This window comes from Bacillus sp. SIMBA_008, from assembly GCF_046535495.1.
Lineage (GTDB): Bacteria > Bacillota > Bacilli > Bacillales > Bacillaceae > Bacillus > Bacillus subtilis.
This window is the reverse complement of record NZ_JAWRWL010000002.1, coordinates 151,739-165,565: the sequence shown is the minus strand read 5'-3', so window position 1 is coordinate 165,565 and position 13,827 is coordinate 151,739. Positions and strand designations below refer to the sequence as shown.

11 protein-coding genes are annotated in these 13,827 nt (G+C 43.2%); all 11 read left to right on the top strand.

From position 1 onward, the window contains the following. Positions 1-136: 136 nt before the first annotated feature. Positions 137-1,183: a recombinase RecA gene (gene recA / locus SB658_RS06265; protein WP_003245789.1), complete on the top strand. Its 1,047-nt coding sequence runs from the start codon at positions 137-139 to the stop codon at positions 1,181-1,183. 167 nt (positions 1,184-1,350) lie between these two features. Beyond that, complete coding sequence (locus SB658_RS06260) at positions 1,351-2,526, top strand: serine hydrolase domain-containing protein (protein ID WP_032725712.1); 1,176 nt, start codon at positions 1,351-1,353, stop codon at positions 2,524-2,526. A gap of 275 nt (positions 2,527-2,801) precedes the next feature. Beyond that, entirely contained in the window at positions 2,802-4,364 is a 1,563-nt protein-coding gene (gene rny / locus SB658_RS06255) for a ribonuclease Y (RefSeq protein WP_003221010.1), read from the top strand. 68 nt (positions 4,365-4,432) lie between these two features. Further along, on the top strand, positions 4,433-5,227 hold the full coding sequence (ymdB, locus tag SB658_RS06250; RefSeq protein WP_029726483.1) for a 2',3'-cyclic-nucleotide 2'-phosphodiesterase: 795 nt from the start codon (positions 4,433-4,435) through the stop codon (positions 5,225-5,227). Positions 5,228-5,426: 199 nt separating this feature from the next. Continuing rightward, positions 5,427-5,687: a stage V sporulation protein SpoVS gene (gene spoVS, locus SB658_RS06245; protein ID WP_003154135.1), complete on the top strand. Its 261-nt coding sequence runs from the start codon at positions 5,427-5,429 to the stop codon at positions 5,685-5,687. A 265-nt stretch (positions 5,688-5,952) separates the two neighbouring features. Then, positions 5,953-6,996 carry an L-threonine 3-dehydrogenase gene (gene tdh, locus SB658_RS06240; protein WP_029726482.1) on the top strand — a complete coding sequence of 348 codons (1,044 nt, stop codon included), beginning with the start codon at positions 5,953-5,955 and terminating at the stop codon, positions 6,994-6,996. A 12-nt stretch (positions 6,997-7,008) separates the two neighbouring features. Continuing rightward, positions 7,009-8,187 carry a glycine C-acetyltransferase gene (locus tag SB658_RS06235; protein WP_015715903.1) on the top strand — a complete coding sequence of 393 codons (1,179 nt, stop codon included), beginning with the start codon at positions 7,009-7,011 and terminating at the stop codon, positions 8,185-8,187. Between the two features lie 147 nt (positions 8,188-8,334). Continuing rightward, positions 8,335-9,864 carry a tRNA (N6-isopentenyl adenosine(37)-C2)-methylthiotransferase MiaB gene (gene miaB / locus SB658_RS06230; protein ID WP_014664026.1) on the top strand — a complete coding sequence of 510 codons (1,530 nt, stop codon included), beginning with the start codon at positions 8,335-8,337 and terminating at the stop codon, positions 9,862-9,864. A 1-nt stretch (position 9,865) separates the two neighbouring features. Continuing rightward, the gene (gene ricA / locus SB658_RS06225; protein WP_003231834.1) at positions 9,866-10,297 is read left to right on the top strand and encodes a regulatory iron-sulfur-containing complex subunit RicA; all 432 of its coding nucleotides are present in this window, start codon (positions 9,866-9,868) and stop codon (positions 10,295-10,297) included. Positions 10,298-10,558: 261 nt separating this feature from the next. Then, on the top strand, positions 10,559-11,104 hold the full coding sequence (cotE, locus tag SB658_RS06220) for an outer spore coat protein CotE (RefSeq protein ID WP_003231833.1): 546 nt from the start codon (positions 10,559-10,561) through the stop codon (positions 11,102-11,104). A 132-nt stretch (positions 11,105-11,236) separates the two neighbouring features. Continuing rightward, a complete protein-coding gene (mutS, locus tag SB658_RS06215; protein WP_064671396.1) occupies positions 11,237-13,813 on the top strand; it encodes a DNA mismatch repair protein MutS in 2,577 nt (858 codons plus the stop codon). The last annotated feature ends 14 nt before the right edge of the window (positions 13,814-13,827 follow it).

Here is a 13,827-nt window from a genome sequence, read left to right as displayed (position 1 = left end):
TTCTCTGATACATTATGATATTTTGATAGGAATCACGCCAAGAAAAAATCCGAATATGCGTTCGCTTTTTTCTTGGCAAATCCCTTCAAACAGGGTATAGTATATGTAGTGGTAACATAAAGGAGGAAAAAATAGAATGAGTGATCGTCAGGCAGCCTTAGATATGGCTCTTAAACAAATAGAAAAACAGTTCGGCAAAGGTTCCATTATGAAACTGGGAGAAAAGACAGATACAAGAATTTCTACTGTACCAAGCGGCTCCCTCGCTCTTGATACAGCACTGGGAATTGGCGGATATCCTCGCGGACGGATTATTGAAGTATACGGTCCTGAAAGCTCAGGTAAAACAACTGTGGCGCTTCATGCGATTGCTGAAGTTCAGCAGCAGGGCGGACAAGCCGCGTTTATCGATGCGGAGCATGCGTTAGATCCGGTATACGCGCAAAAGCTCGGTGTTAACATCGAGGAGCTTTTACTGTCTCAGCCTGACACAGGCGAGCAGGCGCTTGAAATTGCGGAAGCATTGGTTCGAAGCGGGGCAGTTGACATTGTCGTTGTCGACTCTGTAGCCGCTCTCGTTCCGAAAGCGGAAATTGAAGGCGACATGGGAGATTCTCATGTCGGTTTACAAGCACGCTTAATGTCTCAAGCGCTTCGTAAGCTTTCAGGGGCCATTAACAAATCGAAGACAATCGCGATTTTCATTAACCAAATTCGTGAAAAAGTCGGCGTTATGTTCGGGAACCCAGAAACAACTCCTGGCGGCCGTGCGTTGAAATTCTACTCTTCCGTGCGTCTTGAAGTGCGCCGTGCTGAACAGCTGAAACAAGGCAACGACGTAATGGGGAACAAAACGAAAATCAAAGTCGTGAAAAACAAGGTGGCTCCGCCGTTCCGTACAGCCGAGGTTGACATTATGTACGGAGAAGGCATTTCAAAAGAAGGCGAAATCATTGATCTAGGAACTGAACTTGATATCGTGCAAAAAAGCGGTTCATGGTACTCTTATGAAGAAGAGCGTCTTGGCCAAGGCCGTGAAAATGCAAAACAATTCCTGAAAGAAAATAAAGATATCATGCTGATGATCCAGGAGCAAATTCGCGAACATTACGGCTTGGATAATAACGGAGTAGTGCAACAGCAAGCTGAAGAGACACAAGAAGAACTCGAATTTGAAGAATAAAAATAAAATAAGTTTCAAATGATACAAAAGGCTGAGTGAAAAACTCAGCTTTTTTGTATTTTGCAAAAAAATGATAAAAATATTGCTTTTTTTGACAACTTTTTTATGGCTTTATTCGTCTAACAAAACGTGTGCAAAATGGAATTTATTTTGGGAGGAAAAAATGAATGACAAGCCCAACCCGCAGAAGAACTGCGAAACGCAGACGGAGAAAACTAAATAAAAGAGGAAAACTGTTGCTTGGTCTTTTAGCAGTGATGGTTTGCATTACGATTTGGAATGCTCTTCATCGGAATAGTGAAGAAAACGAACCATCTCAAGAAACTGCAGCGGTTTCAAATACCGATCAGAAAAAAGAGGTCAAAAAGAAAACTGCCAAAAAATCAGAGGAACAAATCAAAACAGTGGATCGAAATCAAAAAATCAGCAATTATTTAGAAGAAATCGGTTTCAGTGGAACAGCCATGATTGTCAGAAATGGAGAAATCGTAACAAATAAAGGTTTTGGCTATGCTGACCGTAAACACTACATTCAAAATAATCCATTGACATCTTTTTATGTCGGTTCATCACAAAAAGCGCTGATTGCAACTGCTATTTTGCAGCTAGAGGAAAAGGGGAAACTTCAGACAAGTGATCCGGTAAGTACGTATTTACCTCACTTTCCTAACGGACAAACGATTACTTTGAAGAATCTGCTTACACATACATCGGGGATAAACGGACATATTGAAGGAAACGGCGCCATTACGCCGGACGATTTAATAAAAGACATAGAACTGCAGGGAATCAAACGTCAGCCGGGCGTATGGGACTACAAGGATTCCAACTATTCTGTTCTCGCTTATATTATTGCTGAAGTAAGCGGTGAGTCCTATGAACAGTACATAAAGAATCATATTTTTAAACCTGCGGGAATGACGCATGCAGGCTTTTACAAAACATATGAAAAAGAACCTTATCCTGCTGTCGGGTATAAGATGAAGGGCGGCAAAACAGTTACACCGTATATACCTGATCTATCTCAGCTGTATGGAGCCGGTGATATTTATATGAGCGCTATAGATATGTACAAATTTGACCAAGCGCTGATAGACGGAAAACTGTATTCGCAAAATAGCTATGAAAAGATGTTTACGCCAGGGAGCAGCTCCACATACGGCATGGGATTTTATGTTGCTCCCGGAAGCTATTCAAACCATGGTGTTATGCCGGGCTTCAATATCTTGAACAGCTTTAGCAAATCTGGGCAAACCATTGTTATTTTGTTCTCAAACATTCAAAATAATGCTAAATTGGGCCAAGTGAACAATAAAATATACCAGCTTCTGAATCAAGAATGATTGGCGTTCTTCTTTTGGATGAATTGCATTCGGAACGTGAAAAGACGACTGGCCTGCAAACGTTAAGATGGCAAGCTTGACAAGTATTTCCGACACATTTACAATGAAGTTGTAACATTTGTTTTTTTAACATGATTGTTAAACCATTTAAACTTGACAAGGGCGATGAACACACTCATTCCCTGTGAAGGTTCTGTATGTTGAGAAAACTAGACAATGTACATGCCGACACTTTTTAAGCAACAACCAAGTTCATAGCAAGAGGAGGTGAAAGTATGACCCCAATTATGATGGTTCTCATCTCCATTTTGCTGATTCTACTCGGTTTAGTTGTTGGCTACTTTGTTCGTAAAACCATTGCCGAAGCGAAAATTGCGGGCGCACGCGGTGCAGCCGAGCAAATTCTTGAAGATGCGAAGCGTGATGCTGAAGCACTGAAAAAAGAAGCTCTGCTTGAAGCAAAGGATGAAATCCACAAACTTCGAATAGATGCTGAACAGGAAGTTCGTGAAAGACGAAATGAGCTTCAAAAACAAGAAAACCGTTTACTCCAAAAGGAGGAAAACCTTGATCGCAAACATGAGGGAATTGATAAACGGGAAGCGATGTTGGAGAAGAAAGATCATTCTCTGAATGAACGACAACAACATATTGAAGAGATGGAAAGCAAAGTGGATGAGATGATTCGTATGCAGCAGTCAGAGTTGGAACGAATTTCGAGTCTGACTCGTGATGAAGCAAAACAAATCATTCTTGAGCGGGTTGAAAACGAGCTTTCACATGACATCGCCATCATGACAAAAGAAACTGAAAACCGTGCGAAAGAAGAGGCGGATAAGAAAGCGAAAAACATTCTTTCACTCGCCTTACAGCGCTGCGCAGCGGACCACGTTGCCGAAACAACGGTATCAGTTGTCAATCTTCCAAATGATGAGATGAAAGGACGTATCATCGGACGGGAAGGGCGTAACATTCGTACGCTTGAAACGCTGACAGGAATTGACCTGATTATTGATGATACGCCTGAAGCTGTCATTCTTTCCGGATTTGATCCGATCAGACGTGAGACAGCCAGAATTGCTCTTGATAAACTCGTTCAGGATGGCCGTATTCATCCGGCACGGATTGAAGAAATGGTTGAAAAATCTCGCCGCGAGGTCGATGACTATATTCGTGAGATGGGTGAGCAAACGACATTTGAGGTTGGCGTTCACGGCCTCCACCCAGATCTCATCAAGATCCTCGGCCGCTTAAAGTTCCGTACAAGCTACGGTCAAAATGTGCTTAAGCATTCCATGGAAGTCGCATTCTTGGCCGGTCTAATGGCATCGGAGCTTGGTGAAGACGCAAAGCTTGCTAAACGTGCGGGTCTTCTTCACGACATCGGGAAAGCAATTGACCATGAAGTAGAAGGAAGCCACGTTGAAATCGGGGTAGAGCTTGCGACCAAATATAAAGAGCACCCAGTCGTGATTAACAGTATTGCATCACACCACGGGGATGAGGAGCCGACTTCCATTATCGCTGTGCTGGTAGCTGCAGCAGATGCGCTTTCCGCTGCAAGACCTGGCGCAAGAAGTGAGACGCTCGAGAATTATATTCGAAGACTTGAAAAACTCGAAGAAATTTCTGAGTCCTACGAAGGTGTTGAAAAATCATTTGCCATTCAGGCTGGACGCGAAGTGCGTATTATGGTGAAGCCGGATTCAATTAATGATCTTGAGGCTCATCGACTGGCGCGAGATATCCGCAAGCGAATTGAGGACGAGCTCGATTATCCAGGTCATATTAAGGTGACAGTAATCAGAGAGACTCGAGCCGTAGAGTATGCAAAATAAAGTGATGCGCTAAGCATCACTTTATTTTTTTGACGGCAAGGAATTTTCAAGAAGAAAGGATTTACAAAATGAGAATTTTATTTATCGGAGATGTTGTCGGTTCACCGGGCCGTGACATGGTCAAAGAATATGTACCAAAGCTAAAAACAAAATATAAGCCTCACTTTACCATTATTAATGGTGAAAACGCCGCACATGGAAAAGGCCTGACGGAAAAAATTTATCACAGCTTAATCCAGTCCGGCGCAGATGCAATCACAATGGGGAACCACACATGGGACAAAAAAGAAATATTTGATTTTATAGATGACGTTCCGAACTTGGTTCGCCCGGCAAACTTTCCTGAAGGAACACCGGGGAAAGGGATCACATATGTGAAAGCAAACGGCAAAGAACTAGCAGTCATTAATTTGCAGGGACGTACGTTTTTGCCGCCGCTTGATGACCCGTTTTTAAAAGCGGATGAATTGATCGCAGAAGCTGCGAAAAGAACACCGTACATTTTTATCGACTTTCATGCCGAAGCGACAAGTGAAAAGCTCGCACTTGGCTGGTATGCGGATGGAAGGGCGTCGGCTGTAGTAGGAACTCATACACATGTGCAAACAGCGGATAACCGCATTTTGCCGAAGGGAACGGCATATATTACTGATGTGGGAATGACTGGCCCGTATGACGGTATACTGGGGATGGACAGAGAGACGATTATTAAGCGATTCAAAACGAACCTTCCAGTCCGGTTTACTGTCGCTGAAGGAAAAACAACGCTCAGCGGAGTTGTCATTGACATTGACGATCAAACGAAAAAAGCCGTGAAAATTGAGCGTATTTTAATCAACGATGATCACATGTTCTTTGAATAGTTGAACATATGGTTATTTTATAAAAATATTAAAAAGAAAAGCAGGAATATAGCAACTCCTTAGTGAATATAGTAAAAATGGAAGGTAGCCCGCTATTTTTGAAAAGCATTGTGGGGATGGCTTTTTGGATAGCAACATCTAATAATGATTGTTCTAATGAACACTCACTTATCCATTGTAAAACTAAGGGGGAGCAGAAATGGAAATCTTAAAAGTTTCAGCAAAATCGAGTCCAAATTCAGTGGCAGGTGCGCTTGCAGGCGTGTTGAGAGAGCGAGGAGCCGCCGAGATTCAAGCGATCGGAGCGGGTGCATTAAACCAGGCTGTAAAAGCTGTGGCGATTGCCAGGGGATTTGTGGCGCCTAGCGGCGTTGATTTGATTTGTATTCCGGCTTTTACAGATATTCAAATCGATGGGGAAGAAAGAACAGCGATTAAATTAATCGTGGAGCCTCGCTAAAAACAAATAAAGCATTCTCAACCTGTTTGCGTAATGCAAACAGGTTGTTTTTCATTTATTGTGATATTTTCTCCCGATAGTATTTTTAGCACATAAATGAGCGAATATACAAAATCAGAAATGAGCTAAAACGTTTCAAAAAAAATTTCCGCCCATTTTTCAAGACAGATACTTTTGTCCTTCTGGAAAAGACAGTGCTGTTTACGCTTATTCCATATCATGGTACAATCCGAATATAACAAGAATTTTTCAAGGAGGATTGTACATGCAGAGTGGAAAGATGAAAGCTCTAATGAAAAAGGACGGGGCGTTCGGTGCTGTGCTTACTGAAGTTCCCATTCCTGAGATTGATAAACATGAAGTCCTCATAAAAGTGAAAGCCGCTTCCATATGCGGCACGGATGTCCACATTTATAATTGGGATCAATGGGCACGTCAGAGAATCAAAACACCCTATGTTTTCGGCCATGAGTTCAGCGGCATCGTAGAGGGCGTGGGAGAGAATGTCAGCAGTGTAAAAGTGGGAGAGTATGTGTCTGCGGAAACACACATTGTCTGTGGTGAATGTGTCCCTTGCCTAACAGGAAAATCTCATGTGTGTACCAATACTGCTATAATCGGAGTGGACACGGCAGGCTGTTTTGCGGAGTATGTAAAAGTTCCAGCTGATAATATTTGGAGAAATCCCGCTGATATGGACCCGTCGATTGCTTCCATTCAAGAGCCTTTAGGAAATGCAGTTCATACCGTACTCGAGAGCCAGCCTGCAGGAGGAACGACTGCAGTCATTGGATGCGGACCGATTGGTCTTATGGCTGTTGCGGTTGCAAAAGCAGCAGGAGCTTCTCAGGTGATAGCAATTGATAAGAATGAATACAGGCTGAGGCTTGCAAAACAAATGGGAGCGACTTGTACTGTTTCTATTGAAAAAGAAGACCCGCTCAAAATTGTAAGCGCTTTAACTAGTGGGGAAGGAGCAGATCTTGTTTGTGAGATGTCGGGTCATCCCTCAGCGATTGCCCAAGGTCTTGCGATGGCTGCGAATGGCGGAAGATTTCATATTCTCAGCTTGCCGGAACATCCGGTGACAATTGATTTGACGAATAAAGTGGTATTTAAAGGGCTTACCATCCAAGGAATAACAGGAAGAAAAATGTTTTCAACATGGCGCCAGGTGTCTCAGTTGATCAGTTCAAACGTGATCGATCTTGAACCTGTTATTACCCATCAGTTTCCGTTAGAGGAGTTTGAAAAAGGTTTCGAACTGATGAGAAGCGGCCAGTGCGGAAAAGTAATTTTAATTCCATAAAGGGGGATAAACATGACGAAGGAATTTGATTTTTTAAAAGCAGAGCTTGATAGTATGAAAGAAAACCATACATGGCAAGACATAAAACAGCTTGAATCTATGCAGGGTCCATCTGTCACAGTGAATCACCAAAAAGTCATTCAGCTATCTTCTAATAATTACCTCGGATTCACTTCACATCCTAGACTCATCAATGCCGCACAGGAGGCCGTTCAGCAGTATGGAGCCGGCACCGGATCAGTGAGAACGATTGCCGGTACATTTACAATGCATCAAGAGCTTGAGAAAAAGCTGGCAGCCTTTAAAAAAACGGAGGCGGCACTTGTATTCCAATCAGGCTTCACAACAAACCAAGGCGTACTTTCAAGTATTCTATCAAAAGAGGACATTGTCATCTCAGATGAATTGAACCATGCCTCTATTATTGACGGAATTCGACTGACAAAGGCGGATAAAAAGGTGTATCAGCACGTCAATATGAGTGATTTAGAGCGGGTGCTGAGAAAGTCAATGAATTATCGGATGCGTCTGATTGTGACAGACGGCGTATTTTCCATGGATGGCAACATAGCTCCTCTGCCTGATATTGTAGAGCTCGCTGAGAAATATGACGCATTTGTGATGGTGGATGACGCCCATGCATCCGGAGTACTTGGCGAAAACGGCAGGGGAACGGTGAATCACTTCGGCCTTGACGGCAGAGTTCATATTCAGGTCGGAACATTAAGCAAGGCAATCGGAGTGCTTGGCGGCTACGCTGCAGGTTCAAAGGTGCTGATCGATTATTTGCGCCATAAAGGCCGTCCATTTTTATTCAGCACATCTCATCCGCCGGCTGTCACTGCAGCTTGTATGGAAGCAATTGATGTCTTGCTTGAAGAGCCGGAGCATATGGAGCGCTTGTGGGAGAATACTGCCTATTTTAAAGCAATGCTTGTGAAAATGGGCCTGACTCTCACGAAGAGTGAAACGCCGATTCTTCCTATTTTAATAGGTGATGAAGGTGTGGCAAAGCAATTTTCAGATCAGCTCCTTTCCCACGGTGTTTTTGCCCAAAGTATCGTTTTCCCGACTGTAGCAAAGGGAAAAGCCAGAATTCGCACGATTATAACAGCAGAGCACACCAAAGATGAACTGGATCAGGCGCTTGATGTCATCGAAAAGACGGCAAAGGAGCTCCAGCTATTGTAACAAGAGGAAGAGTTTACTCTTCCTCTTTTGATTCCTTATTGATTATTATTCTCAATGAGTGTACAATGATAGGTTGCCAGTTGTGCAGAGCTTCAATAACCTTTATACTGAAGGGTGGAAGTTTGGTTTGAAAGGAGAAAATATGACATGAATGAAAAACAAAAATTAGAGAGCGGACAAGTTAATCCATCGGACAAAAAATCCGAGAAGGATTACAGCAAGTACTTTGAAGCTGTTTACATTCCGCCTTCTTTAAAAGACGCGAAAAAACGAGGCAAGGAAGCCGTTACTTATCATAATGACTTTAAAATTTCTGAACAATTTAAAGGATTGGGAGACGGAAGAAAGTTCTATATCCGTACGTACGGCTGCCAAATGAATGAACACGATACAGAGGTTATGGCAGGGATCTTTATGGCGCTCGGTTACGAAGCGACAAACTCTGTTGACGATGCCAATGTCATTTTGTTAAATACATGTGCAATCCGTGAAAATGCTGAAAACAAGGTGTTTGGTGAGCTCGGGCACTTAAAAGCACTGAAAAAAAACAATCCCGATCTGATTTTAGGCGTGTGCGGCTGTATGTCCCAAGAGGAATCAGTCGTGAACCGTATTTTGAAAAAACATCCGTTTGTCGATATGATTTTCGGAACGCATAACATTCATCGCCTGCCGGAGCTTTTGTCAGAAGCATACCTTTCAAAAGAAATGGTTGTAGAAGTTTGGTCTAAGGAAGGGGACGTTATTGAAAACCTTCCGAAAGTCCGAAATGGAAAAATTAAGGGCTGGGTCAATATCATGTACGGCTGTGACAAATTCTGTACGTATTGCATTGTGCCTTACACACGCGGGAAAGAAAGAAGCCGCCGCCCTGAAGATATCATTCAGGAAGTGAGAAGGCTCGCAAGTGAAGGCTATAAGGAAATTACTCTGTTAGGCCAAAACGTAAACGCGTATGGAAAAGACTTTGAAGATATGACGTACGGACTTGGTGATTTGATGGATGAACTGAGAAAAATCGATATCCCGAGAATCCGTTTTACAACGAGTCATCCGCGCGACTTTGACGACCGCCTCATTGAAGTGCTGGCAAAAGGCGGAAATCTGCTTGATCACATTCATCTTCCGGTTCAATCAGGAAGCTCAGAAGTTCTGAAGCTGATGGCCCGCAAATATGACAGAGAGCGTTACATGGAGCTGGTGCGAAAAATTAAAGAAGCAATGCCAAACGCTTCATTGACAACGGACATTATCGTCGGATTTCCAAATGAAACGGACGAACAGTTTGAAGAAACGCTTTCTCTATACCGTGAAGTGGAGTTTGACAGCGCCTATACGTTCATTTACTCTCCGCGTGAGGGCACTCCGGCTGCTAAGATGAAAGATAATGTACCGATGCGTGTGAAAAAAGAACGCCTGCAGCGTCTGAACGCGCTGGTGAATGAAATTTCTGCTAAAAAAATGAAGGAATACGAAGGCAAGGTTGTCGAAGTATTAGTTGAGGGTGAAAGCAAAAATAACCCTGATATTCTTGCCGGCTATACGGAAAAAAGCAAGCTTGTCAATTTCAAAGGGCCGAAGGAAGCCATCGGCAAAATCGTCCGCGTGAAAATCCAGCAAGCGAAAACATGGTCGCTTGACGGAGAAATGGTAGGAGAAGCAATCGAGGTGAAATAAGATGACGCTCTACTCAAAAAAAGACATTGTGCAGCAGGCACGAAACCTTGCAAAAATGATCTCTGAAACAGAAGAGGTTGATTTTTTCAAACGGGCTGAAGCGCAAATCAATGAGAATGACAAAGTGTCCACAATCGTTAATCAGATTAAAGCCCTGCAAAAGCAGGCTGTCAATCTGAAGCATTATGAAAAGCATGAAGCGCTCAAACAAGTAGAAGCAAAAATTGACGCGCTGCAAGAAGAGCTTGAAGAGATTCCTGTTATCCAGGAATTCAGAGACTCGCAGATGGAAGTAAATGACCTATTGCAGCTCGTTGCACACACCATTTCCAACCAAGTCACAAATGAAATCATCACATCAACCGGAGGCGACCTGCTGAAAGGGGAAACCGGTTCAAAGGTGAAGCATTCAAATAACAGTTGTTCTCTCTAAACACGGTGCCTTTACAGGCCCGTGTTTTTTTATCATTTGTGCGGTTAAAAATAAACTAAATAATCTATGTACCAAATGTTCAATTGGTTTTTCTGTGCTCAGCCGCGTATAAACTTTATCGCACTTATAAGTAAAGTTTCTAGGCACCCCTGCATACAATGGAACAGAAACTTTGTATTTTTATATTTTATTTATAAAAATGCACACTAGACAAATGCCCAGCATAAGATAACACGAAGAAGAACAAGGAGGCATGCCGGAATGTCTGAATACAGGGAAATTATTACGAAGGCAGTAGTAGCGAAAGGCCGAAAATTCACCCAATGCACCAACACCATCTCGCCTGAGAAAAAACCGAGCAGCATTTTGGGTGGTTGGATTATTAACCACAAGTATGACGCTGAAAAAATTGGAAAAACGGTAGAAATTGAAGGGTATTATGATATAAACGTATGGTACTCTTATGCGGACAACACAAAGACAGAGGTTGTCACAGAACGGGTAAAATATGTAGATGTCATTAAACTCAGATACAGAGACAATAATTACTTAGATGATGAGCATGAAGTGATTGCCAAAGTGCTTCAGCAGCCAAACTGCCTTGAAGTGACCATTTCGCCGAATGGAAATAAAATCGTTGTGCAGGCAGAAAGAGAATTTTTGGCGGAAGTGGTAGGGGAAACAAAGGTAGTTGTTGAGGTCAATCCTGACTGGGAAGAGGATGACGAGGAAGATTGGGAAGATGAGCTTGATGAAGAGCTTGAAGACATCAACCCGGAGTTTTTAGTGGGAGATCCTGAAGAATAAAAAAGGGACTAGGGGAGACAGTACCCCCAAGTCTCTTTTTTATATTGATATATCATTCTTTTATCACTTTTTGTTTATGTTATAATGAAGGTTGGAAAATAGAAACGTTGATACATAGTGAGGGATTAAACAATGGCCGGTTATACGCCTATGATACAGCAATATTTAAAAATAAAGGCAGAGCACCAGGATGCCTTTTTATTTTTTCGCCTGGGTGATTTTTATGAAATGTTTTTTGAGGACGCCAAAAAAGCGTCACAAGAGCTGGAAATTACGTTAACGAGCAGAGATGGCGGTGCGGCTGAAAAAATACCGATGTGCGGTGTGCCGTATCATTCTGCTTCCGCGTATATCGAACAGCTTATTAAAAAAGGATACAAAGTGGCGATCTGTGAACAGACGGAAGATCCGAAAGCCGCAAAGGGCGTTGTGAAAAGAGAAGTGGTTCAGCTGATTACGCCCGGAACTGTAATGGACGGCAAAGGCATCCATGAATCGGAAAATAACTTTATCGCATCTGTTTCAGCCTGCTCGAACGGATACGGACTTGCGCTGTCTGATTTAACAACGGGAGAAAATTTGGCTGTTTTGATTGAACGGCTTGAAGACGTCATATCAGAAATTTATTCAGTCGGCGCACGGGAAATCGTGGTTTCAGGAAGCTTGGATGCCGATACAGTGGCACAGCTGAGAGAGCGGTGCGGTGCAACGATTTCAATTGAAGACGGAGAAACAGACGAACACGTAACGATCATTGAGCACTTAAATAATGAAGATATAACAAAAACATTTATGCGCTTATATACGTATCTGAAAAGAACCCAAAAGCGCAGCCTTGATCATCTTCAGCCCTTGCAGGTGTATGAGCTTGAGGAAGCGATGAAAATTGACTTGTACTCAAAGCGTAATCTGGAGCTGACCGAAACAATCCGTTCAAAAAATAAAAAAGGCTCCCTTTTGTGGCTGCTGGATGAAACAAAAACGGCAATGGGAGGCCGGCTGCTTAAACAGTGGATTGACCGGCCGCTTATCAGAGTCAATCAAATCGAAGAGCGCCAAGAAATGGTGGAAACATTGATGTCCCATTTCTTTGAACGGGAAGATCTGCGTGAACGTTTAAAAGAAGTATATGACTTAGAACGCCTTGCCGGCCGCGTTGCATTCGGAAATGTCAATGCCCGGGATTTGATTCAGCTGAAGGAATCGTTAAAGCAAGTTCCTGGCATCAAACAGCTGGTTGCTTCACTGGCTCATGACAAGGCCAAGGAACGTGCAAAGCGCATTGACCCTTGCGGGGATGTACTTGAACTGCTGGAAGAAGCGCTGTACGAAAACCCTCCTTTATCGGTAAAAGAAGGGAACCTGATTAAAGATGGTTATAATCAAAAGCTTGATGAATATCGTGATGCAAGCAGAAACGGAAAAGACTGGATTGCCCGCTTGGAACAGCAGGAGCGGGAATACACAGGCATTCGCTCTTTAAAGGTCGGCTTTAATAAAGTTTTCGGTTATTACATTGAAGTGACTAAAGCAAACTTGCATTTGCTTGAGGAAGGGCGTTATGAGCGGAAGCAGACGTTAACCAATGCAGAGCGCTACATTACACCTGAATTAAAAGAAAAAGAAGCGCTCATTTTAGAGGCGGAAAATAACATCTGTGAGCTGGAGTACGAGCTGTTTACCGAGCTGCGCGAGAAAGTGAAGCAGTATATTCCGCGGCTGCAGTTGCTTGCAAAACAGATGAGCGAGCTGGACGCACTGCAATGCTTTGCGACAATCAGTGAAAATCGCCACTACACGAAACCAGAGTTCTCTAAAGATGAAGTCGAAGTGATTGAAGGCAGACACCCGGTTGTTGAAAAAGTCATGGACAGCCAGGAATATGTCCCGAACAACTGTATGATGGGCGATAACAGACAAATGCTTCTCATTACAGGTCCAAACATGTCAGGGAAAAGCACGTATATGAGACAAATCGCGCTCATTTCCATTATGGCGCAAATCGGCTGCTTTGTACCCGCGAAAAAAGCGGTGCTTCCGATTTTTGATCAAATTTTTACGCGAATCGGCGCTGCAGATGATTTGATTTCCGGACAAAGTACATTTATGGTAGAAATGCTTGAAGCGAAAAATGCGATTGTCAACGCGACGAAAAACAGCCTCATTCTGTTTGATGAAATCGGGCGGGGAACGTCCACTTATGACGGCATGGCGCTGGCACAGGCGATTATTGAATATGTTCACGATCATATCGGCGCCAAGACGCTGTTCAGCACACACTATCACGAGCTGACCGTTCTTGAGGACAAGCTGCCCCAGCTGAAAAACGTTCATGTTCGCGCTGAAGAATATAACGGAACGGTTGTCTTTCTTCATCAAATTAAAGAAGGTGCCGCTGATAAAAGCTATGGTATCCATGTAGCTCAGCTTGCCGAACTGCCGGGAGATCTGATTGCGCGCGCTCAAGATATTTTAAAAGAGCTTGAGCATTCAGGAAACAAACCGGAAGTGCCGGTGCAGAAACCTCAGGTGAAAGAAGAGCCGGCACAGCTGTCCTTTTTTGACGAAGCGGAAAAGCCGGCTGAAACACCAAAGCTTTCAAAAAAAGAAAAGCAAGTGATCGATGCTTTCAAATCACTTAATATACTGGATATGACACCGCTTGAAGCGATGAATGAAATGTACAAGCTGCAAAAGAAATTACATTAAAACGGGGTGATGAA